The 25,989-nt window shown below is 61.4% G+C and carries 28 protein-coding genes; 17 read left to right on the plus strand and 11 right to left on the minus strand.

What is annotated here, in order from left to right; all coding sequences use genetic code 11:
- The first annotated feature begins 92 nt into the window (after nucleotides 1-92).
- The 5 genes from BLS57_RS05020 to BLS57_RS05040 are packed head-to-tail and all read left to right on the plus strand — an operon-like array spanning nucleotide 93 to nucleotide 4,269.
- On the plus strand, nucleotides 93-1,022 hold the full coding sequence (locus BLS57_RS05020) for a HupA family protein (RefSeq protein ID WP_139186610.1): 930 nt from the start codon (nucleotides 93-95) through the stop codon (nucleotides 1,020-1,022).
- Nucleotides 1,019-2,359 (plus strand): surface lipoprotein assembly modifier, encoded by a 1,341-nt coding sequence (locus BLS57_RS05025; RefSeq protein WP_093739793.1) that lies wholly within the window; start codon nucleotides 1,019-1,021, stop codon nucleotides 2,357-2,359. The genes BLS57_RS05020 and BLS57_RS05025 overlap by 4 nt, the downstream gene beginning before the upstream one ends.
- A gap of 37 nt (nucleotides 2,360-2,396) precedes the next feature.
- On the plus strand, nucleotides 2,397-2,831 hold the full coding sequence (locus BLS57_RS05030) for a VOC family protein (RefSeq protein ID WP_093739795.1): 435 nt from the start codon (nucleotides 2,397-2,399) through the stop codon (nucleotides 2,829-2,831).
- A complete protein-coding gene (locus BLS57_RS05035; RefSeq protein WP_244153599.1) occupies nucleotides 2,825-3,541 on the plus strand; it encodes a DUF1194 domain-containing protein in 717 nt (238 codons plus the stop codon). Before BLS57_RS05030 ends, BLS57_RS05035 begins: the two co-directional genes overlap by 7 nt.
- Nucleotides 3,538-4,269, plus strand: a complete 732-nt coding sequence (locus tag BLS57_RS05040) for a DUF1194 domain-containing protein (protein ID WP_093739799.1) — start codon at nucleotides 3,538-3,540, stop codon at nucleotides 4,267-4,269. Before BLS57_RS05035 ends, BLS57_RS05040 begins: the two co-directional genes overlap by 4 nt.
- Nucleotides 4,270-4,279: 10 nt before the next feature.
- Here the strand turns inward: BLS57_RS05040 and BLS57_RS05045 are convergent, their stop codons facing one another.
- From BLS57_RS05045 to BLS57_RS05055, 3 genes are all read right to left on the minus strand, one after another.
- The gene (locus BLS57_RS05045) at nucleotides 4,280-4,780 is read right to left on the minus strand and encodes a MarR family winged helix-turn-helix transcriptional regulator (protein WP_093739801.1); all 501 of its coding nucleotides are present in this window, start codon (nucleotides 4,778-4,780) and stop codon (nucleotides 4,280-4,282) included.
- 107 nt (nucleotides 4,781-4,887) lie between these two features.
- Nucleotides 4,888-5,154 (minus strand): succinate dehydrogenase assembly factor 2, encoded by a 267-nt coding sequence (locus BLS57_RS05050; RefSeq protein ID WP_093739803.1) that lies wholly within the window; start codon nucleotides 5,152-5,154, stop codon nucleotides 4,888-4,890.
- Nucleotides 5,147-5,548, minus strand: coding sequence for a helix-turn-helix domain-containing protein (locus BLS57_RS05055; RefSeq protein ID WP_093739805.1), 402 nt, complete (start codon nucleotides 5,546-5,548; stop codon nucleotides 5,147-5,149). Before BLS57_RS05055 ends, BLS57_RS05050 begins: the two co-directional genes overlap by 8 nt.
- An 85-nt stretch (nucleotides 5,549-5,633) precedes the next feature.
- On the opposite strand from BLS57_RS05055, the gene BLS57_RS05060 reads away from it, so the two are divergent.
- Together BLS57_RS05060 and BLS57_RS05065 are read left to right on the plus strand one after the other, a co-directional pair.
- Nucleotides 5,634-6,836, plus strand: coding sequence for a pyridoxal phosphate-dependent aminotransferase (locus tag BLS57_RS05060; RefSeq protein WP_093739807.1), 1,203 nt, complete (start codon nucleotides 5,634-5,636; stop codon nucleotides 6,834-6,836).
- A gap of 11 nt (nucleotides 6,837-6,847) precedes the next feature.
- Entirely contained in the window at nucleotides 6,848-7,249 is a 402-nt protein-coding gene (locus BLS57_RS05065; protein WP_093739809.1) for a hypothetical protein, read from the plus strand.
- 37 nt (nucleotides 7,250-7,286) lie between these two features.
- Here the strand turns inward: BLS57_RS05065 and BLS57_RS05070 are convergent, their stop codons facing one another.
- Nucleotides 7,287-8,642, minus strand: a complete 1,356-nt coding sequence (locus BLS57_RS05070) for an MATE family efflux transporter (RefSeq protein WP_093739811.1) — start codon at nucleotides 8,640-8,642, stop codon at nucleotides 7,287-7,289.
- A gap of 149 nt (nucleotides 8,643-8,791) precedes the next feature.
- Between BLS57_RS05070 and BLS57_RS05075 the strand changes: the two genes are divergently transcribed.
- From BLS57_RS05075 to BLS57_RS05100, 6 genes are all read left to right on the plus strand, one after another.
- On the plus strand, nucleotides 8,792-9,673 hold the full coding sequence (locus BLS57_RS05075) for an alpha/beta fold hydrolase (RefSeq protein ID WP_093740342.1): 882 nt from the start codon (nucleotides 8,792-8,794) through the stop codon (nucleotides 9,671-9,673).
- A gap of 46 nt (nucleotides 9,674-9,719) precedes the next feature.
- Nucleotides 9,720-9,968 (plus strand): hypothetical protein, encoded by a 249-nt coding sequence (locus BLS57_RS05080; protein ID WP_093739813.1) that lies wholly within the window; start codon nucleotides 9,720-9,722, stop codon nucleotides 9,966-9,968.
- Nucleotides 9,965-10,342, plus strand: a complete 378-nt coding sequence (locus tag BLS57_RS05085; protein WP_093739815.1) for a type II toxin-antitoxin system death-on-curing family toxin — start codon at nucleotides 9,965-9,967, stop codon at nucleotides 10,340-10,342. Before BLS57_RS05080 ends, BLS57_RS05085 begins: the two co-directional genes overlap by 4 nt.
- Nucleotides 10,343-10,428: 86 nt before the next feature.
- The gene (gene parE / locus BLS57_RS05090) at nucleotides 10,429-12,384 is read left to right on the plus strand and encodes a DNA topoisomerase IV subunit B (RefSeq protein WP_093739817.1); all 1,956 of its coding nucleotides are present in this window, start codon (nucleotides 10,429-10,431) and stop codon (nucleotides 12,382-12,384) included.
- Nucleotides 12,381-13,175, plus strand: coding sequence for an NYN domain-containing protein (locus BLS57_RS05095; protein ID WP_093739819.1), 795 nt, complete (start codon nucleotides 12,381-12,383; stop codon nucleotides 13,173-13,175). Before parE ends, BLS57_RS05095 begins: the two co-directional genes overlap by 4 nt.
- A gap of 195 nt (nucleotides 13,176-13,370) precedes the next feature.
- Nucleotides 13,371-14,048 (plus strand): hypothetical protein, encoded by a 678-nt coding sequence (locus BLS57_RS05100; RefSeq protein WP_093739821.1) that lies wholly within the window; start codon nucleotides 13,371-13,373, stop codon nucleotides 14,046-14,048.
- Here the strand turns inward: BLS57_RS05100 and BLS57_RS05105 are convergent.
- The 6 genes from BLS57_RS05105 to pepT all read right to left on the minus strand — a co-directional run bounded on the left by BLS57_RS05105 (nucleotide 14,045) and on the right by pepT (nucleotide 19,752).
- Nucleotides 14,045-14,458 (minus strand): c-type cytochrome, encoded by a 414-nt coding sequence (locus tag BLS57_RS05105; RefSeq protein WP_244153601.1) that lies wholly within the window; start codon nucleotides 14,456-14,458, stop codon nucleotides 14,045-14,047. The two genes, BLS57_RS05100 and BLS57_RS05105, sit on opposite strands and share 4 nt — an antisense overlap.
- Nucleotides 14,459-14,552: 94 nt before the next feature.
- The gene (locus tag BLS57_RS05110) at nucleotides 14,553-15,236 is read right to left on the minus strand and encodes an ABC transporter ATP-binding protein (RefSeq protein WP_093739823.1); all 684 of its coding nucleotides are present in this window, start codon (nucleotides 15,234-15,236) and stop codon (nucleotides 14,553-14,555) included.
- Nucleotides 15,229-16,524: a lipoprotein-releasing ABC transporter permease subunit gene (locus BLS57_RS05115; RefSeq protein WP_208597518.1), complete on the minus strand. Its 1,296-nt coding sequence runs from the start codon at nucleotides 16,522-16,524 to the stop codon at nucleotides 15,229-15,231. Before BLS57_RS05115 ends, BLS57_RS05110 begins: the two co-directional genes overlap by 8 nt.
- Before the next feature lie 54 nt (nucleotides 16,525-16,578).
- Entirely contained in the window at nucleotides 16,579-17,085 is a 507-nt protein-coding gene (locus tag BLS57_RS05120) for a DUF2937 family protein (RefSeq protein WP_139186611.1), read from the minus strand.
- A gap of 8 nt (nucleotides 17,086-17,093) precedes the next feature.
- Nucleotides 17,094-18,434 (minus strand): proline--tRNA ligase, encoded by a 1,341-nt coding sequence (gene proS, locus BLS57_RS05125; protein ID WP_093739827.1) that lies wholly within the window; start codon nucleotides 18,432-18,434, stop codon nucleotides 17,094-17,096.
- Nucleotides 18,435-18,510: 76 nt separating this feature from the next.
- The gene (pepT, locus tag BLS57_RS05130) at nucleotides 18,511-19,752 is read right to left on the minus strand and encodes a peptidase T (protein WP_093740348.1); all 1,242 of its coding nucleotides are present in this window, start codon (nucleotides 19,750-19,752) and stop codon (nucleotides 18,511-18,513) included.
- A 129-nt stretch (nucleotides 19,753-19,881) separates the two neighbouring features.
- Between pepT and BLS57_RS05135 the strand changes: the two genes are divergently transcribed.
- The 4 genes from BLS57_RS05135 to BLS57_RS05150 all read left to right on the plus strand — a co-directional run bounded on the left by BLS57_RS05135 (nucleotide 19,882) and on the right by BLS57_RS05150 (nucleotide 25,568).
- Nucleotides 19,882-20,964, plus strand: a complete 1,083-nt coding sequence (locus BLS57_RS05135; RefSeq protein WP_093739829.1) for an AI-2E family transporter — start codon at nucleotides 19,882-19,884, stop codon at nucleotides 20,962-20,964.
- 1 nt (nucleotide 20,965) lies between these two features.
- Nucleotides 20,966-21,646, plus strand: coding sequence for an HdaA/DnaA family protein (locus tag BLS57_RS05140; protein WP_093739831.1), 681 nt, complete (start codon nucleotides 20,966-20,968; stop codon nucleotides 21,644-21,646).
- A gap of 64 nt (nucleotides 21,647-21,710) precedes the next feature.
- Entirely contained in the window at nucleotides 21,711-23,885 is a 2,175-nt protein-coding gene (locus BLS57_RS05145) for an RNA degradosome polyphosphate kinase (RefSeq protein WP_093739833.1), read from the plus strand.
- 84 nt (nucleotides 23,886-23,969) lie between these two features.
- Nucleotides 23,970-25,568, plus strand: a complete 1,599-nt coding sequence (locus BLS57_RS05150) for a Ppx/GppA family phosphatase (protein WP_208597519.1) — start codon at nucleotides 23,970-23,972, stop codon at nucleotides 25,566-25,568.
- On the opposite strand, the gene BLS57_RS05155 is transcribed toward BLS57_RS05150, so the two are convergent.
- Entirely contained in the window at nucleotides 25,565-25,942 is a 378-nt protein-coding gene (locus BLS57_RS05155) for a hypothetical protein (RefSeq protein WP_093739835.1), read from the minus strand. The two genes, BLS57_RS05150 and BLS57_RS05155, sit on opposite strands and share 4 nt — an antisense overlap.
- Between the last annotated feature and the right edge of the window lie 47 nt (nucleotides 25,943-25,989).

The following is a 25,989-nucleotide window of genomic DNA, read 5'->3' on the forward strand; positions in this document are numbered from 1 at the left end:
GCCCTGCGAAGGGCCGGCCTCAAGCGCTGCGCTCAGACTATTGTTTTTCGGTAGCAGTCACGCGGTAATTCCAGCCCTTTGAGGTAAGCGCATTGACAGATGGGCCGCCGATTTGGGACTGTTTGCGAAAAAGTACAAATAAAACAATTCATATCGAGGCAGAGCATATGACACGTATTTGGATGGGCCTTGCGCTCGGCTTTGGCCTGTCGGCCTGTGGTGGCACCGCGCCGTTTGGCGTAGACGATGACCCTGATACTGAGGCTGGGTCCAGCAGCGTCTATTTCACTGAAAATAACGACACGCTGACCTTGAACAATGTCACCTATGACCCGGATACGGACACGCTGACGCTCAACAATATTCCATTTGACGACCCCGAGAATGCTTACGACCGCATTCGCACTGAAGCCTTCAATAACGGTTTCGATGCGTATGACAGCAATCCAGAACGGGGCACGAATGAACTGCAATATTTTGCAGTCTTCCGCCGCTCGGATTCCGGAGAGTCACAAGTCGCGGCGGCGGGTACAAATAGCTATGTCGACTTCGGCTATGGCGGTGCGGGCGCTCAACGGCTTGGAAATAAACCCAATCTGCCCACTTCGGGGATCTATTCCTACAATGGTGAATATGCGGCGGTCCGCACCACACGAGATGGCACGAACGACGGCGTAACCTTCGTCACCGGAGACGCGCGGCTTCGGGTTGATTTCGACGATTTCGATATCGATGGCGCAGCGGGCGGATCAATTAGCAACCGGCAAGTCTACACCACCGATGGCACCCTGATCGGGAATTTGGACGGCTTCATCTCCCTAGCTGATACGACAATCGACTTTGACAACAGCAGCCTTGGCAGTTCCACAGCAACAGAATTTGACGGCGCGGGTGACTCCACCGGTGCAAGCGGCAATTGGCAAGGTGTTTTTGCCGGAACGGAAGGGGCAGAGATCGCTGGCATCGTCTTCGTCGAAGGATCCGGCGTGCGCGAAGTTGGCGGTTTCATCGCAACCCAATGACGCGCAAATTTGTTCTCGCTGCCGCCTTGGCGCTTGCGGGCGGTTCCAGCGCGGCGCAGTCCACCCTTGCCCCGGAAGAAGCGCGGATGACTGCCGCGCAACTGCTGGCGCGGGGGCAGGCTCAGGCTGCCGTTGATATCACAGACATGTTGATCCGGCGAGATCCCGAGGACGCCACCAGCCTGATACTAAACGCCCATGCTAGACGCACCTTGGGCGACGCCCGCAATGCACGCCGCGTGGCGCGGCAGGGCTACCAGGCCTCGGACCGTCCGGTGGAGCGCTATGGTGCGGCCATGGCAATGGCACAGGCGCTTTCTTCTGACGGGGCCAAGACACGCGCACAATTCTGGCTACGTCGTGCCGCGCATGTTGCCCCCGATGAACAGACCCGCGCCCGCGCCATCCGCGATTACCGCTATGTCAGCATGACCAACCCTTGGTCGGTCGACCTGTCCTTCAGCATCGATCCCAGCGATAACGTCAACGGCGCGCCTTCGGACAATACCTTTGTGCTGGGCGGGCTGATCTTTACCAACCCCGCCGCTGTCCCCATTTCGGGTTTCGTGCTGCGCCAGAACACCAGCCTGCGCTATAACTTCGACATCTCCCAGACCCGGCGCAGTTTCGCGGCGCTGAATTGGACAGAAAGTCATACCGTCTTTACCGACGATGACGTGCCCGCCGGGGTAGATGCTTCCGATTATGCATTTCGGCGCGTCCAAGCAGAAGTCGGCAGGGATTTCACCACCGGGCCAAAGGCGCCGCGCCAAACGGTCTCGCTAAGCTTCGGCAGGCTGTGGTCTGGCGAAAACCCTCTGGCCGATGAAATCAAAGCAAACTGGCGCCAGACCTATGCTCGGCCTGAGAGCCGCCTCTTTTCATGGAACGCACAGCTTGGCTATTCACACCGCAAGGACGATGACAGCCGCTCTGGTGTGACGGGGATACTAAGCGCCAGCTGGGCCCGCCCCACCGCGGCGGGTGGCAAAGTGGCATGGAACGCCGAACTTGGCCGAACCGATACTGACAGCCGCGCTCTGACCCACAACGCAGTGACGTTGGGGCTACAATACACCTTTGCCAATCCCGTGCTCGGAGCCACCGCCCAAGTGGCACTTACAGCGCAGGCTAAACACTATGACGATCCGCTGTATACTGCAGAGCCTCGCGCCGATCTGGGTGCCGCTGTATCCACGTCGCTGTTGTTTACGGATTTTGACAGTTACGGATTTGCCCCTAAACTCACGTTCGAAGCGCGCAAGACGACCTCGAATGTCACGCGCTTTGAGACCGAGAGTTTTGGGTTGAATATGGGGTTTCAATCCCTTTTTTGATCTGCACACTCGTCACGTCAGAAACAAAGGAAAGACAATGCCCATCAAATACTTGCACACAATGGTGCGCGTGAAGGACCTCGACGCCTCCATCGCATTCTACAAACTTCTGGGCCTTGTTGAGCGCCGCCGGATCGATAATGAGGGCGGCCGCTTCACGTTGGTCTTCCTTTGCCCGCCAGGACAGGACGACGGACATGCGGATGTTGAGTTGACCTACAACTGGGACGGCGACGAAGGCCTGCCAAGCGACAGCCGTCATTTCGGGCACCTCGCCTATACGGTCGAGAACATTTACGAGACCTGCCAGCACCTGCAGGACAACGGCGTGACCATCAACCGCCCACCGCGGGACGGGCGCATGGCCTTTGTCCGCTCGCCCGACAATATCTCGGTCGAACTGCTGCAAGAGGGCGACGCCCTGCCCCAACAAGAACCATGGGCCAGCATGGAGAACACCGGCCATTGGTAAGGTTTTGCATCAGTGCCGCGCTGGCGCTGATGCTGGTGCCAATGGCCGGTCAGGCGGCCCCTTGTCGTCTGGCCCTGCTGCTGGCGCTTGATGTCTCAAGTTCGGTCGACCCCGAGGAAGACAAGTTGCAGCGCGGGGGTCTTGCCGCCGCGCTGCGCAGCCCTGAGGTCGCCCGCGCGTTCTTTGCAGATGACGCGCCGGTGGCCTTGGCGGCATATGAATGGTCAGGGCAGAGCCACCAGAAAGTCGTTCTGGACTGGACGCTGATCGACCACCCCGATGCGCTTTTGCGAGCGGCGGATACCATCGACGCAAGCCAACGCAGCGCGACCACTTTGCCAACCGCTATGGGTCATGCCCTGCGCTTTGGTGCCACTTATTTTGACCAAGCTCCCCGCTGTGATGCCCGAACACTCGATATGGCGGGTGACGGGCAGAACAACGAAGGCTTTGGCCCGCTGACGGCTTATGACGACCCCGCTTTTGCAGGAATCACCGTGAATGGGCTGGTGGTCAACGCAGCAGATTTTGAGGGCGAGATCGGGCTGATCGGCTTTTACCGCAGAGAAGTCCTGCATGGGCCGGGGGCCTTTATGGTGATTGCCACGGGGTTTGCCGATTTTGAGCGGGCCATGCGGGCCAAGTTGATCCGTGAGGTCAGCCCCGCAACGCTCGGTGCCCTGCCCCGCGCACTGGAGCGTAATGGATGATCCGCGCAGTCTTCACCTTGATCGCATTGCTGACTGTGCCTTTGGGGGCTGAGGCCGCCTGCCGTCAAGCCTTAGCCCTTGGTCTGGATGTGTCCGGCTCGGTCGATGCGCGGGAGTACCGCCAGCAGATTGACGGGCTTGCCCAAGCGCTAACCGATCAGCGGGTGCAGGCGGCATTGCTGGCGCTGCCGGGCCACGCCGTTGATCTGCTGGTCTATGAATGGAGCGGCCCGGGTGATCAGGCGGTGATCCTACCTTGGACGACAATTGCTAATGCTGAAACGCTGGAGGGCGTCACTTTCCAGTTGCGCAGCACGACCCGGCGCGTCACGACCCCCGGCACGGCACTTGGCACCGCGATGCAACTGGGCGCGCAGTTGCTGGCTGCGCGCTCAGGCTGCGCGAAACATACGCTGGATATTTCTGGCGACGGCATCTCAAACTTCGGGCCGCGGCCTCGGGACATAGGCGAGAGCCTCGAAGCAAGCGGGGTGACAATCAATGCGCTGGTGATCGGCGCCGATAATCCGGCCTCCGGCGACAGCCGGCAGGCCGAGATTGGCAGCCTGTCGTCCTATTTCCGCGCCGAGGTCATCCTCGGCCCGGATTCTTTTGTTCAAACGGCGCTTGGCTTTGACGACTACGCCCGCGCCATGGCCGAGAAACTGCTGCGCGAGCTGGACGGGCTGGTCTTTTCCGAACTGGTCCTGCCCGCTCACGCTGACTAAGACCCGCAGCTTAATAGATGTAGCGGATCTGATCTGACCAATAGCGCTCCATCCGCTTGAGCGAACGTGTGATGTCTTCGATCCCCGCATCGCCCAACACGCCTTTGGTTTCCATCCCGTCGGCATGGCGCGAGAAGAGGTCTGATACCACATCGCGAATGTAGCGCCCGCGCTCGGTCAGCCGCACACGGACGGAGCGGCGGTCAATCTCGCAGCGCTGGTGGTGCATATAGCCCATCTCGACCAACTTCTTGAGGTTATAGCTGACGTTGCTGCCCTGATAGTAACCGCGGCTTTTTAACTCGCCCGCCGTCACTTCATTGTCGCCGATGTTGAACAGCAGCAACGCTTGCACGGCGTTGATCTCCAACACACCGACGCGTTCAAACTCATCCTTGATGACGTCCAGAAGCAGGCGGTGCAGCCGCTCCACCAATGACAGGGCTTCAAGGTAGCCGACCATGAAGCCTTTCACAGCATAGGGCTGCGTGGCGGGGTCTTGAATGCTCATGCGTTGTCTCCGACTCAATCTGGTTGAGCCGGAAACTGAACAATAAAACAGAATAATTCGTTAAACTGGCCTGAAGCTAACGTTCGCCGAAATAGCGCGCGCCAAAGTCAGCCGCGCGCTTCAGTCAAATGGCCGCGTATATCGCTCACCAATCCTGCATATTTTTCGGGCGCCTCGGCCTGTCCGCTGACCCAGAGATACAGGTCGTGGTCGTTCTCATTCAGCATCTGATCATAGAGCGTCAGCCCGGCGTCATCCATCTGCGGCAACCGCGCTTCGGCATAGGCCGACAGGATCAGGTCCATCTCTTTGATCCCGCGCCGCATGGAGCGCATCTGCAGACGTTTGAGGCGGTGTTCAGGGGCTTCAGACATCGGCAGGCTCCGACATCAGGCGGCGGATGCGCTTTTCGAGCTTGCCCACGGCCTCAGCCTTTTTCAGCAGATCGGTTCGCAGCGCGCGCACATCGACCAGCACATCCTCCAGATCACCCCGCCGTGCGGCCGCGCCGTCTTCGGGCGCGTCAACCCCTTCGCCTTCGCCGTTGATCAGCCACATCATGGAGACATTCAACAACCCGGCCAGCATCGACAGGCGGTTGGCGCGGGGCTCTGACAAGTCTTCCTCCCAACCGCGCAGCGTGGAAAGCCGCACGCCTAAACGTTTCGCCAACACCGCTTGCGTCATGCCAGTTTGCTCACGCGCCGCCGCGACACGGTCGCCAAAAGTGGCAGCGTCGGGGCCGTACCAGTCAATCTCGTCACTCATGCTTGCTCTCCTGACAGACACCCTTGCCGGGTGCGGGGGCGGCCCCTATTAACGTGGGGATATTCATAAGCAACCCGAGGCCGAAATGGAACTCCTGTCCGCGACCCTTAAACGTGTCAAACCGTCGCCCACCATCGCCGTGACCACCAAGGCGGCGGAGTTGAAAGCCGCGGGCCGTGACATCATCGCGCTTGGCGCGGGCGAGCCGGATTTCGACACGCCGCAGAATATCAAGGACGCAGCCGTCGCCGCAATCGAAGCGGGTAAGACGAAATACACCGCCGTCGATGGCATCCCGGAACTGAAGCAGGCGATCTGCGCCAAGTTCAAACGCGACAACGGGCTGGACTATACACCATCGCAGGTCAGCGTCGGCACCGGCGGCAAGCAGATCCTCTACAACGCGCTGATGGCCACGATGAACCCCGGCGAAGAGGTCGTGATCCCCGCGCCCTATTGGGTCAGCTACCCCGATATGGTGCTGCTTGCAGGCGGCACCCCGGTGATCGCGCCCGCGACGCTGGAAAACAATTTCAAGCTGACGCCCGAGGCGCTGGAAGAGGCGATCACGCCGAAAACCAAATGGTTCATCTTTAACTCGCCCTCGAACCCCACCGGTGCGGGCTATAGCCGCGATGAATTGAAGGCACTGACAGATGTGCTGATGCGCCACCCGCATGTTTGGGTGATGACCGACGATATGTACGAGCATCTTGCCTATGACGGCTTTGAGTTCTGCACGCCTGCACAGGTCGAACCGGCGCTCTATGACCGCACGCTCACGGTTAACGGCGTGTCCAAAGCCTATGCCATGACCGGCTGGCGCATCGGCTATGCCGCAGGGCCGGAAAAGCTCATCGGCGCCATGCGCAAAATCCAGTCGCAAAGCACGTCGAACCCTTGCTCCGTGAGCCAATGGGCGGCGGTCGAGGCGCTGAACGGCACGCAGGATTACATCCCCGACAACAACGAGATGTTCGTACGCCGCCGCAATCTGGTGGTCGAGATGCTCAGCGCCATTCCTGGCGTCACCTGCCCGACGCCTGAAGGCGCGTTCTACGTCTATCCCTCGATTTCGGGCTTGATTGGCAAGACCTCGGCGGCGGGCACCAAGATCACCGATGACGAAGCCTTCGCCACAGCACTGCTAGAGGAAACCGGCGTCGCGGTCGTCTTTGGCGCGGCCTTCGGGCTTTCACCCAATTTCCGCGTCAGCTACGCTACTTCGGATGAGGCGTTGAAAGAGGCATGCACCCGCATCCAGACCTTCTGCGCCGGGCTGACGTAAGGACGAAACCAATGGCGGGCGATCTTCCAGACTATTACTTCCGGGTCCGCGACAACGGCGCGGCGGTGTTTCGGCTCGATTCCGAAAACCGCCAGCGTCGGATCGAGATGGATCAGATCGCCGTGGTCAATATTCGCAATGGCGAGGTGAAACCGCACGGTCTTCACCGGCTAACCGAGACAGATGAGGCCGAGATCTCCCGCTGGATCGAAGCCCGCCGAGAGACCCTCGCCGCCCGCGAAATCGACGACATCCGCCGGGCGGTGGATCATTTAAACCTTACGACCCAATGGGTACAGTCCCGCGCCACGGATGAACAGCTTGACGCTGTAACCGATGACCTCCTGCTGGCCATGCATGACCTGCGCAGCACGTTGGTGCGGAAAAAGGCTGACCGTATGGGTCGCGGGTAGCAGGCGGCTAACCGGTGCTTTTTGGCCTAAGAAGAAATCAGAACGGCATCTTCTTAATCGTGTGTTTCCAGAACCGCAGGTTCAGCAACACGCCGGCAACGCCGAGCCCGGCCACCAGCCCAGCCCAGATGCCCATCGCGCCGAACCCCAGTGTGAAGCCCAGCAGATAGGAACAGGGCATGCCGACCAGCCAATAGCTAATCGCGGCCATGATCATCGGCATCTGCGTGTCTTGCACGCCGCGCAGCAGGCCCAAAGCCACCACCTGCGCGCCGTCGACCAGTTGGAAAAGCGCGGCCATCACCAAGAGCCCAGTGCCGATGGCGAGAATTTCCATACGCGCCGGCTCATCCTCCTGCATGAAGACCGAGATCAGCGGCTCCGGCCAGCCTACGAAGCCGACCATGGTCACAAGGGCAAAGACCAGCGACAGCGCAGTCACAATCACCGCACCCCGCGCCATATGCTGCACATCACGGCGCCCATAGGCATTGCCCGCGCGGATCGTGGCAACATTGCTTAGACCAAGGTGTACCATGAAGGTCAGTGAAGCGAGTTGGATCGCAATCCCATGCGCCGCCAGCGGGATCGTCCCCAGCCAGCCCATCATCAGCGATGACGCGGCAAAGAGCCCGACTTCGCTAAGCGTGGTTAGGCCAATGGGCAGACCAAGCGTAAAGACCCGCTTCAACATCTGCGTATCTGCGCGCCAAAGCCGGACGAACAGACTGTGCTGCGGCAGAGCGATCAGCACATAGATAACCACCCCGATCAGCGAGACAAACTGCGTCGTGACCGAAGCCACCGCCGCCCCCATGACGCCCAGTTCCGGCGCGCCCCAATTGCCGAAGATCAGCGCGTAATTGGCCAGCACATTCACGCCAGCGGCAAGCAGGGTGATCCAAAGCACGACCTGCGTGCGCTCCAACGCCGCAAGGTAGGATTTTAACACCATCACCAAAAGCGCCGGTACAATGCCCCAGCCTGCAATTGACAGATACCCGCCCGCCGTCTCGGCAAGGTTCGGCCCCTGCCCCAGCAGTCCCAGCACCGGCGTCGACCAGACCATCGCGGGCAGCGCGATCATGGCGAAACCTACGGACAACCACAGCCCCATGCGCGTGGCCCGGCGCAGTCCGATCTCATCATTCTCGGCGTCATAGGCGGCTACCAATGGCATCACTGCCATGGCAAAGCCCGAGCCAAAGATGAACAGGACAAAGAAATAGGTGCTCCCAAGAACCACGGCGGCGAGCGCCTCAACCGAATACCAGCCCAGCATCACGGTATCGGTTACCCCAATTGCCATCTGCGCCAGATGTCCGCCAATCAGCGGCAGGCCGAGCGTTAGGATCGCGCGGATATGGTTTCGGTTTGTCATCGGTGTCTTCATGCAAAAGCCTTACGCCGCGCCATTGAAAAGGGGAAGTCTGCTTTTGCCGCTCCTACTGCAGCCTGAAACGTTTAGCATCAGCGCCCAAAGCCATGTATTCCTTGCAAAACTTCCGCAAAACGGCAAAACTAAACGCGGGAGGGGTCGCCATGGAGCCGACAAGGACCGAGACGCGCCACGTCAACGGGCAGGATATTTTCCTGCGCTACTGGGGCGACGAGAGCTTACCCCCCCTGTTGCTGCTACATGGCTTTCCCGAATACGGCGGCGCTTGGGTCGACCTCGCCCCCTACCTCTGCGCGCATTTCCATTGCATCGCGCCGGACCAACGCGGTTATGGCCAAAGCAGCGCGCCCGAAGGGATCGAGCCTTACGCGATGGCGCATCTCATGGCCGATATGGCGGCACTGCTTGGCGACAAGCCCGCTACGGTGCTCGGGCATGACTGGGGGGCTTCGGTGGCCTATGCGCTGGCGATGTTCCGGCCGGAGCTTGTCGAACGGCTGATCGTCCTTAACGGCGTCCACCCTGTTCCCTTTCAGAAAGCCCTTGCAACCGGGGGCGCGCAAACCAAAGCGTCGCAATATATTCCCGTGCTGCGCAAGGAAGGCAGCTCGCGCAAGCTCTCTGTCGACGACTTCGCAGGTCTGCTCGAACTCTTCTCCGCCAATATGGACCTCAGCTGGCTTACCCCCGAACGCCGCGCGGCATACCACGCCGAATGGGGTCGTCCGGGGCGGATGCGGGCGATGATCAACTGGTATCGTGCCTCGCCCCTGCAGGTCGCCGAACCGGGCCGCCCGATCAGCCTGCCGGGCTTCCCGACCGAACGCCTGCAGGTCCGCTGTCCACATCTGCTGATTTGGGGGAGTGAAGACACAGCGCTGCTGCCAGAGGCGACAGAGGGGTTGGAGTTATTTGCGGCCGACCTCACCCGTGTTGAGATTGAAGGCGCCGATCACTGGCTGCACCACCAAAAGCCTAAGGAAGTTGCCGAGGCAATCTTGGACTGTGTCGGCGTAGACTTGTAAAATGTATCCATGAATGTATATTCAAATATACACTCAGGAGCGCAACATGACTCGTATCCACACCAACCACATCGCTACAATGACCGAAATGCGCGAACCGCATAAGGTGCTGGAACGCTCCGGCGGCAAGCCCGTCGCGGTAATGAAAAACTCGCGTTGTGTGGGATATTTTGTCCCGGCGGAAGCGACGTTGCAGGAAGAGCCGCGGGTGGCCACATTGGATGAGGTGATGCAGAGTCTCGAGCGTCGAAAGCACATGAACCAGCCGGTTCTTGACTATCTGAAAGACAAATGAGTTTTGTCCTTCTAACGCCCGACCTGGTCGTCCAACTGCATGATGCCGCACTGAACCCCGGCGAGCTACAAGGAATGGCGATGGACAAGTCGCTTGAGAGTGCTCTCGCGCGGGTGGAGAACCGGCTCGTATACGGTATGATCAACGACGTTTTCGACCTCGCCGCTGCCTATTGCGTAGCGGTAGCGACAGGCCATGTTTTCAACGATGCGAATAAGCGCACTGCTTATCTCGCGCTTGATATCTGCCTTGATCTCAATGGCGTTCAACTCGATTACGAGACCATCGAGGCCGGTGACCTGATCCGCGACGTCGCACAGCGGCGCATCGACGAAGACAGCCTCGCCACATGGCTCCGCGCCAAAGCCACCTGAATCCACCCGACCTTGCAAAGCATGATTGCCCCCGGCGCGTGGGACTGTCAAAATGCCCCTCAATCACAAACAAAGAGCAGGCCCGCATGACCGACCTTCTTTCCGGCCAGGAACCCACAGATTACGACGCCTCCTCCATCGAAGTGCTGGAGGGGCTGGAGCCCGTCCGCAAGCGCCCCGGCATGTATATCGGCGGCACCGACGAGCGCGCGCTGCACCATCTGGTGGCCGAGGTGCTCGACAACTCCATGGACGAAGCCGTCGCGGGCCATGCCACGCGCATTGAGGTCGAGCTGCACGCCGATTACGCCGTCACCATCCGCGACAACGGGCGCGGCATCCCGATTGATCCGCACCCGAAATTCCCCGAAAAATCCGCGCTCGAAGTGATCCTTTGTACGCTGCACGCAGGCGGCAAATTCTCGGGCAAAGCCTATCAGACCTCGGGCGGTCTGCATGGGGTTGGTGCCTCGGTCGTCAACGCGCTGTCTGATTCCATGGTGGTGCAGGTCGCACGGAACCGCGAACTCTTCGAGCAACGCTTCTCCCGCGGCATCCCCCAAGGCCCGGTCGAGAAAATCGGCGCCGCCCCCAACCGGCGCGGCACCACCGTCACCTTCCACGCCGACGAGCAGATCTTCGGCGCGCATCGGTTCAAACCCTCGCGCCTGCTCAAGATGGTGCGCTCCAAAGCCTATCTCTTTTCCGGCGTCGAAATCCGCTGGAAGTCCGAGATCGAAGACGGTGACACGCCGATGGAAGCCACCTTCCACTTCCCCGGCGGCCTTGCCGACTACCTGCGCGAAACGCTCGGCAAATCAACCACCTACGCCGAGAACCCCTTTGCCGGCACCGTGGAGTTCCAAGAACGCTTTGGCGTGCCGGGCAAGGTCGAATGGGCGATCAACTGGACCCCTGCCCGCGACGGTTTCATCCAGTCCTACTGTAACACCGTCCCAACGCCCGAAGGCGGCACCCACGAAGGCGGCTTCTGGGCCGCGATCCTCAAGGGCATCCGCGCCTATGGCGAACTGGCGAACAACCGCAAGGCCAAGGACATCACCCGCGACGACCTGATCACCGGCGGCTGCGCGCTGGTATCCTGCTTCATCCGCGAGCCGGAATTCGTCGGCCAAACCAAAGACCGCCTCGCCACCACCGAGGCCGCGCGTCTGGTGGAAAACGCGGTGCGCGACCACTTTGACAACTGGCTGGCGGCGGACACGAAATCCGCCGGCGCGATCCTCGATTTCCTCGTGCTGCGCGCCGAAGAGCGGATGCGCCGCCGTCAGGAGAAAGAGACCGCCCGCAAATCCGCCACCAAGAAACTGCGCCTGCCCGGCAAGCTGACCGACTGCACCAGCAAGACCCGCGAAGGCACGGAACTGTTCATCGTCGAGGGCGACTCGGCGGGCGGCTCGGGCAAGGGCGCGCGCAACCGCAACACCCAAGCGCTGCTGCCGCTGAAGGGTAAAATCCTCAACGTGCTCGGCGCGGCCTCCAGCAAGATCACCACCAACGCCGAAATCAACGACCTCTGCGAAGCGCTTGGCGTCGGCATGGGCACCAAGTTCAACCTTGACGATCTGCGCTATGACAAGATCATCATCATGACCGACGCCGACGTCGACGGCGCGCATATTGCCTCGCTGTTGATGACGTTTTTCTTCACCCAAATGCGCCCGCTGATCGATGCCGGGCATCTGTACCTCGCCTGCCCGCCGCTCTTCCGCCTGACCCAAGGCGCCAAGCGGGTCTATTGCTTGGACGAGGCCGAGAAAAACATGTGGTTGGAGAAGGGCTTGGGCGGCAAAGGCAAGATCGACGTAAGCCGGTTTAAAGGTCTGGGTGAGATGGACGCCAAGGACCTCAAAGAGACCACGATGGACCCCGAGACCCGCAAGCTTATTCGCGTGACTGTGGATGAGGACGTGCCGGGGGAGACCGGGGATTTGGTGGAGCGCTTAATGGGGAAGAAGCCGGAGATGCGCTTTGCGTATATTCAGCAGAATGCGCAGTTTGTGGAGGAGTTGGATGTTTGACTAACTCAAACGTATATCGAACTTACAGTCGGACAGTTACGCACGGGCACAGGGACCCCAAGTTCGCATTTATCGATGGCGACAACGTTTGGAAAACTTACGAGAATGAACTTAGTCGGAATGGGATAGAAAAAAAGGCAAACGACTATTTTGATTTCTACAGATTGTTTCGTGTCTTAGGTCATGATCGTTGCTATGTGTACTCTGCAATCAACGATAATACGGTTCAACCCAAATGGCTGCTCGACATAGAGGCCAACGACGGTTTCATAGTAAAAATGGGTGAACTCGTCGAAAAACCGAAAACCCGCAAACAAGAAGGTGTTGACGTTAAGCTTGCCATTGACGCTACCCGCTTAGCCTACGCCAACATTATGAGAACCTGCACTCTTTACGGAGCAGATGGCGATTTTCTACCGTTGGTGGAGGCCGTTGCTGAATCTGGTGTTGTTGTGGAAGTCGTTTCGTTTGCCGACCCTGCACAGGGACGCGTTGCCCCAAAGCTAAGAGCCGCAGCAGACAACTACATAAGAATGAACCCGGCTTGGCTATATGAAACGCTTAAACCAAAGTACAAAACTGTAAATTGCAGCCCTCATTTCTTCCACGATTGGCGGAGAACAGAAGATGTTCACTTCTTTCGTGCGCGTTCGAAAGAATTTGAAATTAGAAGATTTGAGAGCACATACTTGGTCAAGGTATCCGACGGCGGACCCTCTAGTATGTACTCATCCCCTAAATTAGAAGATCTAAAGCTTTGGCTAAGTCTCATGGTTTTCGAGACCGTATAAGCAATACAAATTTCCCAGCTACATCTGTTCCGTATCCCATGCGCCTTTGGCGCATAGCCCCTTCCCTTCCCCCCATGGGGAAGGGGCTTCAACACAACGACAGGTCGGGACCGCAACCGCAGTTACCCGCACCGTCAGCGCCAACCCCCAATCTTTCCCCTTGATCCGCCGCCTACACCGGTCCTAACTCCCCCCATGATCCGCGCCCTCCTCCTGCTGCTCCTCCTCACCGCCTGCGGCCGTCCGCTGACGGAGAACGAGCGCGCCTATCTCTCCACCATCCACGGCAGTTCCGTCGACTACAACCGCGTCCGCCTGCACGACGGCGCCCCGACCCGCGCGGTCACTTTCAAGCGCAAACCGCGCCCGCGCACCACCTGTCGCGAGCGTATCCTGCCGCCGCCTGAGGGCGACACCGTTACCTCCAAACCCGCCGCCGTGGCGCTGTGGAACAACCTACTCTTCGACAAGGACTGGTATCTCGAAGACTACTTGCCCGATCACCCCGACCGCATCGGCCTGATCGCCGCGATGCTGCTGGCGCATGAGGTCACCCATGTTTGGCAGTGGCAAAACCGGGCGGTGACGGGCTATTCCCCGCTGCGGGCGGCCAGCGAGCAGTTCTCCAGCCCCGACCCCTATCTCTTTGAGGTCGACACCCAACCGCGATTCCTCGATTTCGGCTACGAACAGCAGGGCTCAATCGTCGAAGAATTCGTTTGCTGCCGCGCGCTGGACCCGCAAGCGCCGCGCACCAAGCGGCTGCACGGCATGCTTTCAGAGGTCATGCCCGTCGCCCCCCTGCCCCAAAGCCGCCTGTCGGACGTGAGCCTGCCGTGGGACGGGGTCGAGTTGAACGGCATCTGCGGTTAACGCTGGATGCTCTCCAGATAGGCCAGCAGCCCGGCCAGCACACGCGGGGTCGGGGTCAGCACACCATCGACTTCGACCGGCACCGTGTCATCGGCCATCGCGCCGCCAAACTGCGGCATGACGCGGGCCAGATGGCTCTTCTCCGGGTCGCCATAGATATAGCTTAGCGCCCGTGCGCGGGGGAAACTGCCGCCGTTCTCGCGTGCCAGTAGGGTCAGGTCAGCCGGCGCGGGGTTCAGACCCGCCGCCAGTGGCCCATCCCCCTGCCCCGGCATCCCGTGGCAGGACACGCAGTTCGCGGCATAGAACTTGGCCCCATCAGGCGCTTCGGGCATCGAGGGCGCGGTGCAGGCGGCCACGATGGCGGCGGCTGCGCCTACGAAGATCAGCGGTAGTTTAGGCGTCGGCATATCTGCTCCTATGGTCTTGGACGGGCACTCGCGGCCCTTACCAAGATGATAGGCGCCGGGCGGCACTGGCGCAAACGCCAATGCGCGGGGCTGGTCAGACAGGCACGAGTTGCCCTGCTTCTAGCCGGATCTGGCGGTCCATCCGCGCGGCCAGCTCAAGGTTATGCGTGGCGATCACGGCGGCCAGCCCGGTGCTGCGCACCAGCGTCATCAACGCGCCAAAGACTTGGTCCGAAGTTGTCGGGTCGAGGTTGCCCGTCGGCTCATCCGCCAGAAGCAAACGCGGCTCATTCGCCAGCGCCCGGCAAAAGGCCACCCGCTGCTGTTCGCCGCCCGACATCGCCGCAGGCCGGTGGTCGGCACGCTCCGAGATGCCCACCTCAGCCAGCAGCTCGCGCCCCCGCGCCTCGGCAGCAGAGCGCGCCACACCATTGGCAAGCTGCGGCAGCACGATGTTTTCAAGCGCGGTGAACTCTGGCAGCAGATGGTGGAACTGATAGATAAACCCCACATCCGCGCGGCGCACCCCGGTGCGCTTGCGATCGCTCTGGCCCGTGAAGTCATCGCCCGCAATCTCAACCGTGCCGCTGTCGGCGGTGTCCAGCAGCCCCGCGATATGCAGCAGCGTCGATTTGCCCGCGCCCGAAGGCGCCACCAGCGCCACGACCTCGCCCGCCGCGACCTCCAGATCAATGCCGCGCAAGACGTGGACTTCGTTTGGTTTGCCGGGGTTATAGGCCTTGGAAATGCCGCTCAGGCGCAAGATAGGATCATTCATAGCGCAGGGCCTCCACAGGGTTCATCCGCGCCGCACGGCGGGCGGGAAAGATCGTCACGACAAAGCTGAGGCCGAGCGACAGGGCGACGGCGGAGAGCACATCGCCCAGTTGCAGTTTTGCGGGCAGGAAGTAGATGCCGCGGATCGAGGCGTCCCACGCGGTGCCGCCGCTGAGGTAGTTCACGAAGCCAAAAATCTGGTCGACATAGACAGCGAAAAGCACGCCCAGCACCACGCCCGCCGCCGTGCCGATGATCCCAGTAAAGGCGCCACAGATGAAGAACACCCGAAGCACGGAACCTTCCGACAGCCCCATTGTCCGCAGAATCCCAATGTCGCGCCCCTTGTTCTTCACCAGCATGATCAGCCCTGAGACGATGTTCATCGCCGCGATCAGCACCAGCACTGACAGGATGACGAACATCACCCGGTCTTCGATATCCAACGCGCTCAAGAACGCACCGGAAGCATCGCGCCACGTCCAGACCTGCGCCAAATCGCCCGCCGCCTGCATCAGCGCCGAGGCCATTGCGTCGACGCTCTCGGGGTCTTCGACCATGACCTCCAACTCATCCGCCACGCCCTCGCGGTTAAAGAAAGACTGCGCCTCGGCAATGGGCAGATAGGCCCGTGTCTTATCAATATCATAGCGCCCAGCAGAGAAGACATAGACCACCTCATAACCATTCACCCGCGGGCTGGTGCCAAAGGCGGTTTTGACCCCATTGGGCGAGATCAGCTTGATCGTATCGCCGACCTGCACGCCAAGGCTCTGGGCCACGCCGCTGCCGATGGCGATACCCTCTTCAAAGCGCGCAATGTCGCCCTGCGAGCGTTCCGAGGGCTGGATGCCGGGGATCGTCATCAGGTCGTCGGCGGCGATGCCAAAGACCTCGACGCCCGCATTGGACTGACGCCGGTTGGCCATGACTTGTTGGCGCACCAGCGGGGCCACGCGGGTCACGCCTTCGACCTTGGCGACCTCGGCAGCCATTTCGGTGTAATTCTCGATGGTGCGGTCGATCTGGCCGTTTTCCTGCACCTCGCCCATCGTATAGACGGTGACATGGGCATTGGCGCCAAGGATCGTGTCGACAAACTCGGCGCGAAAGCCCGAGCGGACTGAGAGCGTGGCAATCAGCGCAAAGACCGCCAGCGTGATGCCGATGAGGCTGATCCATGTCATCACACTGACGCCGCCTTCGGCACGGCGCGCGCGCAGGTAGCGCCAAGCGATCATCCATTCAAAGGCCGCGAAGGGCGCGGTGCGGGTTGGTTTACTGGCCATTTTGGGCGGCTCCGGTCTGAGGTGGGCGCAACCTGAGGCTTTGCCGCAAAAGGGTCAAGCGCGCAAGGCCCGGCGTCGGTGGCGGCGATGTGGCCAGCGCGCGAGCCAGAATAGCCCGGCAGCCAGAAGCGCTACTGAGACACCGCCGATCGCGGCAAAAAGCATCTCCGCCCGGCTGCGCGGCAGGTTGGGGTGGAAGCGCGCCCAGGTGCGGCGCAGGGTGCCCGCATCAGGGTCGCGCCAGAGGTGATAGCTGCGCATGAACGGCCCGGCGCTGCGCATCTGCGCCACTTTGGCCGTGAGAGCGGCATGGCCCGCAAACTGACGTTCCAAATCAATCCGCCGCCGGTCGAAAAGCGGCGTGCCCTGCATGTGCTCAAAGGCGGCAGCACGGTCCAGCCCCACCTCGGCGGCGGCCCGGTCAAAATCGGCGATCACCGCAGCAAGGGTCTGCGCATGTGTCTCCAGTTCAAACAGATAGGCCCGGGCAAAACCCGGGCCCTGTGCGGCAAATGCTGCTCCCATAATCCCACCGGCCAATGTCAGCGCCCGCAGGATCATGGCCACCCTCAGACGATACCGGCGTAAATCTTGGCAATCTTCTCGACCGCCTGTTCGGGCGGCAGATCTTCGCTTTCGCCAGTGCGCCGGCTGGTCAGTTCCACCACGCCGTTCTTCAGCCCGCGCGGCCCCACGGTGATGCGCCACGGCAGGCCGATGAGGTCCATCGTCGCAAATTTCATCCCCGCCCCGCCCTTGCGGTCGTCATACAGCGGATCAAGGCCCAGTGCCTTGAGGCTGTTGTAAAGCGCTTCACAAGCCGCATCGGCTTCATCATCGCCCTGCTTGAGGTTCACGATACCCGCATGGAACGGGGTCACGCCCTCGGGCCAGATGATGCCTTTGTCATCATGGCTGGCCTCAATGATCGCGCCCAGCAGACGGCTCACGCCAATGCCGTGGCTGCCCATATGCACCGGCACCTGCTTGCCGTCGGGGCCTTGCACCTTGGCGTTCATCGCGTCGGAATATTTGGTGCCGAAGTAGAAAATTTGCCCCACTTCGATGCCCCGCGCCGTGCGTTGACGCTCTTCTGGCACCTTGGCGAAAAGCTCAGGGTCGTGGGTCTCATCCGTGCGGGCATAACGCGAGGTGAACTCATCCAGCACGGCGCGGCAGGCGTCATGATCGCTGGGGTCAATCTCGCGGTTGCCGAAGGTCAGATCGGTGATCTCGCTGTCGTAAAAGACCTCGCTCTCGCCCGTATCGGCAAGCACGAGGAACTCATGCGTGTCATCGCCACCAATCGGGCCCGAATCCGCGCGCATCGGGATCGCTTGCAGTCCCATGCGCTCATAGGTGCGCAGGTAGCTGACCAGATGGCGGTTATAGGCGTGCAACGCATCCTCTTTGGTCAGATCGAAGTTGTAGCCGTCCTTCATCAGAAATTCGCGGCCGCGCATCACGCCGAAACGCGGGCGGATCTCGTCGCGGAATTTCCACTGGATGTGGTAAAGCGTTAGCGGCAGGTCTTTGTAGCTGCCAACATGGCTGCGGAAGATGTCGGTGATCATCTCCTCATTGGTGGGACCATAAAGCATGTCACGGTCCTGACGGTCGCGGATACGCAGCATCTCGGGGCCGTAGGCATCATAGCGGCCTGATTCCTTCCACAGGTCCGCCGATTGCAGGGTCGGCATAAGCATCGGAATATGGCCCACGCGCTCCTGCTCTTGGTGCACGATCTCTTCGATCTTACGCAGCACTTTGTAGCCCAGCGGCAACCAGGAATAGATCCCCGCGCTGGATTGCTTGATCATTCCCGCCCGCAGCATCAGCCGGTGGCTGACGATCTGCGCCTCGGCAGGGTTTTCCTTCAGCACGGGCAGAAAATATCGGGACAGACGCATGGTGTTTCCTCATTGACGAATTGCCCCCTGACTAGTGCATGTCAGGGGGCGAGACAATCACATCGCGCCCAGCGCCTCAGGCTTTTGCGGTCCGCTGCGCCAGTTCCACCGCCACACGGGTCGCCAGCGCCATGTCCTGCACCGAAATCCATTCGAGCGGCCCGTGGATTTCCTGCATCCCGGTAAAGACATTGGGGCATGGCACACCCATCTCCGTGAGGCGCGAGCCATCGGTGCCGCCGCGAATGGGGGCCGAGCGCGGCTCTAGCCCGACTGCTTCCACAGCCCCGCGCACCAGATCGACGGGGGTCATATCCTCCTCCAGCCAGTAGCGCATGTTGCGGTATTGTGGCTGGATATCGACCTCAATCTTCGCCCGCGGCTCTCCGGCGGCGACGGCGGCGCAGACTTGGCGCAGCAGATCACCCTTGGCCTGCAAGCCGTCCCGCTCAAAGTCCCGCAGGATCAGCTTGATCTCGGCCTCCGAAGAGCCGCCGTTAAGTTCTGAGACATGCAAAAACCCCTCCAACCCCGAGGTCGTTTCGGGCGTCATCGTGGCCTGCGGCAAAGTGCTGATGATCTTGGCCGCCAAATGCAGCGCGTTGACCATCTTGTCCTTGGCAAAGCCTGGATGGGCCGAGACGCCGGTGATCTTGACCACGGCCCCATCGGCGCTGAAGGTCTCGTACTCAATCTCACCCGGCTTGCCGCCATCAAAGGTATATGCAAAGTCACAGCCCAGATCCTTGGGCAGCCGCGCATCCACGCCGCGCCCGATCTCTTCGTCCGGGGTAAAGGCGAGGCGGATTTTGCCGTGTGGGATCTCCGGGTTGTCGATCAGATGCCGGGCTGCCGTCATGGCAATCGCCACGCCCGCCTTGTCATCGCCACCCAGCAGCGTCAGCCCGCTGGCAGTGATGATGTCCTCCCCCTGCTTTTCAGCCAGATAGGGCGAATTCTCGGGCGACAGCCGCAACTCCGGCGCGTCGGCAAAGGTGATATCCCCGCCGTTATACCCGCGATGCACTACCGGCTTCACGCCTGTCGCGTTATACTGCGGCGCGGTATCCACATGCGCGACCCAGCCCATCACCGGGCCGCCTTCGACCGTGGCGGGCACTGTCGCCAGCACGACGCCGTAGTCGGTGAGCGTCACTTCCTCAGCCCCCATGGCGGTCAGTTCCTCCACCAGCAGCCGCGACATATCGAGTTGGATCTCGGTACTGGGCGAGGTCGGGCTGTCCGCATCGCTCTGGCTGTCGATCTTGGCATAGCGGACCAGCCGCTGTTCTAACTCGTCATCAAATTCACTGCGCATCATCTGCTCCCTCAATTTCGCGCCATCGTCGCCTGATCCGTGCCACTGTCAAGCCGCCCGCCCCACAGGCGAGACTTGAAACGAAACGCCACATGGGCGATGTGAGAACATTCCTTGCCGGAGAGCATCATGGCCCTGCCAATCCGAGACCAACTGAAATACTGGGGCATCGCTGCGGCGGTGTTCATGGTGGCGCTGTGGTTCATGGGCGACGTGCTACTGCCCTTTCTGCTCGGCGGGGCGATTGCCTATTTCCTCGATCCCGTCGCTGACCGATTAGAGCGTTTGGGCCTCAGCCGGGTGATGGCCACGGCCCTAATCACCGTGGCGGCAATCCTGATCTTCGTGCTCATGGCCCTGCTGGTGATCCCGACGCTGGTCAATCAGACCGTCAACCTGATCGAGACCGCGCCCAAGGTCACCCGCAACTTCACCGATTTCATCACCGACCGTTTCCCCTCGCTTCTGGACGACGATTCGACCCTGCGCACCTCGCTGACCACGCTAGGCACCACGATCCAAGAACGCGGCGGTGAGCTGTTCCAAACCGCACTGGCCTCCTTTGCCTCGCTGATCAACATCCTGCTCTTGTTTGTCATCGTCCCCGTGGTCGCCGTCTACCTGCTGCTCGACTGGGACCGCATGGTCGCCGCCATCGACCGCCTGCTGCCCCGCGACCATGCCCCCACGATCCGCCAACTCGCGCGCGAGATCGACGCGACGCTGGCCTCTTTTGTGCGCGGCATGGGCACAGTCTGCCTAATCCTTGGTACCTATTACGCTGTGGCGCTGATGCTGGTGGGCCTGCAATTTGGCCTTGTCGTCGGCTTTATCGCCGGGCTGGTGACCTTCATCCCGTACTTAGGCGCGCTGATCGGCGGGGCGCTGGCGATTGGCCTCGCGCTGTTCCAGTTCTGGGGCGATTGGATTTCCATCGGGCTGGTGGCGGGCATCTTTGTGCTGGGGCAGATCGTCGAGGGCAATTTGCTGACGCCCAAACTGGTGGGCAACTCCGTCGGCCTGCACCCGGTCTGGCTGCTGCTGGCGCTGTCGGTCTTCGGCACGCTCTTTGGTTTCGTCGGCCTGCTGGTCGCCGTGCCCGTGGCCGCGGCCATCGGGGTGATCGCGCGTTTCGCCACAGCGCGCTACCGCGAAAGCGTGCTTTACAAAGGCCGCGAACCGGAACCGACACTTGACGAGGACATCCGCTGACATGGCCCACCAACTCGGGTTGAACCTGCCCAGCCGGACGGCTCTGGGCCGCGACGCTTTCTTTGTGGCGCCGTCGAACGCCATGGCCATGGCGATGATCGACGGCTGGCGCGGCTGGGCCGGAGGCAAGCTGGCGCTGACCGGGCCGCAGGGGTCGGGCAAGACGCATCTCACGCATGTTTGGGCCGACCTTTCGGGCGCGCAGATCATCAGCGCGACGGACCTCATGGACGCCGACATCCCCGCCCTCGCCCGTGGTCCCGTCGCGGTCGAAGACGTGCATCTCATTGCCAATGACGACGATGCCCAAACCGCACTTTTCCACCTGCACAACCTCGTGCTGGCCGAAGGCCAAGCCCTGCTGCTCACCGGCACCGGAGGCGTTGCACATTGGGGTCTCACCCTGCCTGACCTCGTCAGCCGCATGCGCGGTGCCACCGCTGTCGAAATGGACGCCCCCGATGACGCGCTGCTGTCAGCGCTGCTGGTCAAACTGCTCGCCGACCGCCAACTCACGCCCAAGCCGGAACTGATCAACTACCTGATGACCCGGATGGACCGATCCTTTGCCGCCGCCATCGCGCTGGTCGACCGGCTGGATGCCGCCAGCCTGGCGCAAAAGCGGCCCCTGACCCGCGCGCTAGCCGCGCAGGTGCTGGACATCGCCCCACCGCAGGCGTGATACTGGCGGGCAGACGGGGCAGCGCTATCATAAACCCGTTACATTCCAATGTCATGAGGCCCGCATGACCCAAGCCGATTTCCTTGAGGCGCCGTTTCCGCCCGCCACCGATCTGCCCGAGCTGGACACTTCCGGGCCGGGCCGGTTCTTTAACCGTGAGCTTAGCTGGCTGGATTTCAATTGGCGCGTGCTGGAAGAGGCCGAGAACCCCCGCGTGCCCCTGCTGGAACGGCTGCGCTTCCTGTCAATCTCGGCCACCAACCTCGATGAGTTCTACACCGTCCGCGTCGCGGGCCTGCGCGAATTGGCCCAAGCGGGCAATACCACCGCTGCCGCCGACGGCCTGACGCCCGCCGAGCAACTGGTGCTGATCAACGAAGACGCCCGCAAGCTGATGCTCTCGCAACAGCGCGTGCTGGTGGACCTGATGACCGAGATGGATGCGCAGAACATCATGCTGGAGCGCACCGCTGACCTTACCGAGGACGATCTAAAGTACCTCGAAAGCGTCTTCCTCAACCAAGTCTTCGCCGTACTCTCCCCCCTCGCCATCGACCCGGCACACCCCTTCCCGTTTATCCCCAACACCGGCTACGCGCTGGCGCTGCAACTCGAACGCACCCGCGACAAACGGCCCCTGCAAGCGCTGCTGCCGATCCCCGGCCAGATCGACCGCTTCGTCTCCCTGCCCGCCCCCGACGGCTGCCTGCGCTACCTGCCGCTCGAAGACCTGCTGATCATCAACATCCCGAACCTTTTCCCGGGCTACAAACTCAAAGCCCACTTTGAATTCCGCGTGCTGCGCGACAGCGATCTCGAGGTCGAGGACGAGGCCGAAGACCTTGTGCGCGAGTTCGAAGTCGCCCTGAAACGCCGCCGCCGGGGCGAGGTCGTGCGGCTCACCCATTCCGCCGGGGCACCGGAAAAGCTGAAGTCCGTGGTCATGCGCGAACTTTGCGTGCGCCCGCAGGACGTGATCGAACTCGACGGCATGCTCGGCATCGCCGACCTGTCGAAACTGGTGACAGACGCCCGCCCGGACCTGCTTTGGCCCAGTTTCACCCCCCGCATCCCTGAGCGTGTCAGCGACCACGACGGCGACATGTTCGCCGCGATCCGCCAGAAAGACATGCTGCTGCACCACCCCTATGAGACCTTCGACATGGTGGTCCGCTTCCTTGCCCAGGCGGCGCGTGATCCTGATGTGGTGGCGATCAAACAGACCCTCTACCGCACGTCGCGCGACAGCCCGATTGTCGAAGCGCTTTGCGAAGCCGCCGAGGATGGCAAGTCGGTCACTGCCTTGGTGGAGCTTAAGGCCCGCTTTGACGAAGCCGCCAACATCCGCCAATCCCGCCGTCTGGAACGCGCCGGCGCGCATGTGGTCTATGGCTTCCTAGACCTCAAAACCCACGCCAAAATCTCCACCGTGGTGCGCCGCGAAGGCGACCAACTGGTCACCTATACCCACTACGGCACCGGCAACTATCACCCGATCACGGCGCGCATCTATACTGACCTCTCGCTCTTTACCTGCGACCAGAACCTTGGCCGCGACGCCACCAAAGTCTTTAACTTCCTCTCCGGCTACGCCCCGCCCGAGAAGCTCGACAATCTCGCCATTTCCCCCATCACCCTCAAGCCGCGCTTGCTGGAGTTGATCGCAGCCGAAGCGGACCATGCCCGCAACGGCAAACCGGCGGCGATCTGGGCCAAGATGAACGCGCTGATCGACGCCGAGGTGATCGACGCGCTCTACGCCGCCAGCCAAGCAGGCGTGGAGATCAGCCTCGTGATCCGCGGCATCTGCGGGCTGCGCCCGGGCGTCATAGGCCTGTCGGACAACATCCGCGTCAAATCCATCATCGGGCGGTTTTTGGAACACAGCCGCATCGTCTGTTTCGGCAATGGCCACGGGCTGCCGCATAAAAAAGCGCGGGTTTTCATGTCCTCCGCCGATTGGATGGGCCGCAACCTGAACCGCCGGGTCGAGACACTGGTCGAGATCGAAAACCCCACCGTAAAGGCCCAGATCACCAGCCAAGTCATGGCCGCGAACCTTGCCGATGTGGCGCAAAGCTGGGTCATGGGGCCGGAGGGAAAATTCACCCGCCCCGCCGTGCCCGAGGGCACATTCGCCTTTAACTGCCACCGCTTTTTCATGGAAAACCCGTCACTTTCCGGGCGCGGCAGCGCGGGGGCGTCGGATGTGCCCAAGCTGACCCATACCGAGGATTGAGCGCGGAACGGGGGCGTTAGCAATTGACCTCCCCGCCCCCCTGCGCCAAATATCTTTGCAAACGGATGGCCCGCAGGAGCATTGATGGCAGACCAGACCGACCCTTCCCGAGCGCCCGCCGTCCCTGAAACCGGCGTGGCGGAGCTGGGGCTTTTCGGCAAACCACTGTTCGAAGACCCTGGCGCCCGGGCGCTGGCCCGCGTGGGCGTGGTGGATGTGGGCTCGAACTCCGTCCGCCTCGTGGTCTTTGACGGCGCGGCGCGCTCGCCGGCCTATTTCTACAACGAAAAGATCATGTGCGCCCTCGGCGCGGGGATGGCCGAAACCGGGCATCTCTCGCCCGAAGGCCGCCTCCGCGCGCTCTCGGCCCTGCGCCGCTTCAGCAAGCTTGCCGATGGCATGGGTCTGTCGGAGCTTACCGTCGTTGCCACCGCCGCCGTGCGCGATGCCAAGGACGGGCGCGAATTCTGCGCCGATGTGCTGCGTGAAACCGGCCTGCGCATCTGGGTCATCGACGGCGAAGAAGAGGCCCGGCTTTCTGCCCAAGGCGTGCTCTTGGGCTGGCCCGGTGCCTACGGTCTGGTCTGCGACATCGGCGGCTCTTCGATGGAATTGGCGGAAATCTCCGGCGGGCGTGTCGGCAAACGCGTCACCTCGCAGCTTGGCCCGCTGAAACTGCGTGACCTCAAGGGCGGAGCCAAAGGCCGCAAAGACCACATCAAAGAGGTGATGAACAGCCTGCACGAAACGATGGGCAGCCAGCGTGACCGGCTGTTCCTCGTCGGCGGTTCATGGCGGGCGATTGCGCGGATCGACATGTACCGCCGCGGCTACCCGCTGCACGTGCTGCACGAATACCGCATGACCGTGACCTCGGTGCGCGAGACGGTCAAATTCATCCAAGAAAGCGACCTGAAAGAGCTGAAAGCGGCCTGCAACGTCTCCTCCAGCCGGATGTCGCTGGTGCCCTATGCGGCGGAGGTGCTGAGCCGTCTGGTCAAAACCTTCCGCCCCAAAGATATCGCCATTTCCAGCTATGGCATCCGCGAAGGCATGCTTTACGAGCAAATGCCCCAACGCCTGCGCGACCGCGATCCGCTGATCGAAGCCTGCTATTTCGCCGAAGCCAAAGACGCCCGTATGCCCGGCTTCGGCAAGGTGCTCTATAACTTCATCCTGCCGCTCTACCGTTCGGCCCCGCACGCCCGCAAACGCCTGGTCAAAGCCGCCTGTCTGCTGCACGACGTCAGCTGGCGCGCGCATCCCGACTACAGGGCTGAGACCTGTTTCGACAATGCCACTCGCGCGAACTTGGGCGGGCTGAAACACGCCGAACGCATCTATCTGGGCCTCGCCCTGCTACACCGCTACTCCAACAAACGCGAGAACACGCGGTTTGAAGACCTCTATGAGATGGTCGACGAACAGACCCGGCTTGAGGCGGAAATTCTCGGCAAAGCCATGCGCTTTGGCGCGATGCTGTGGATGGACAAGAACGAACAGCGCGGCGAATTGCGCTGGTTCCCCAAGAAAAAGCAGCTGGAGCTGTGGCTTACGCCCGACATGGTACCGCTCTTTGGCGAGGTGGCAGAGGCGCGGCTGAACTCTCTGGCGAACTCGCTGGAGGCCGAGGTGCATGTGCGCACCGGCAAGCGACCGCCCGCGGCAAAGCCCGAAGCTTAAAGGTCGATCTGCGGCTCAGGCTCGGTGGGAGTCTCAGGCGGCATCATCGGATGATCGGGCTTGCGGCGGATGATGATATCGCCATTGGGCTGCATCTCAGGCGCCTGATAAGCGTTCCAATCCTCGACGTCGTCCAAAAGCTCGGTCAGCTTCGGCCCCATCTCGCGGGCAAAGTCCCGCAGCGCAGGGCGCATGGCTTCGGTAAAGCCTTCGAACCCTTCCATGACCGGGCCCATCTCTTCCATGATCCCGTCCATGAACATCTGCGCGCCCTGCTCCATCAAGCCAAGGCCGCGTCCTTCGGTGTCATCCTGTGCGAGCGCCGAAACCGGCAGCAGCGTGCACAGGGCAATGAGGGGCATAAAACGTGTCATGCCCTTGATGTAGGAAGCCGCTCAGCGTTGTCGAGTTTTCTGCGCAA

The organism is Sulfitobacter delicatus (assembly GCF_900102535.1).
GTDB classification, from domain to species: domain Bacteria; phylum Pseudomonadota; class Alphaproteobacteria; order Rhodobacterales; family Rhodobacteraceae; genus Sulfitobacter; species Sulfitobacter delicatus.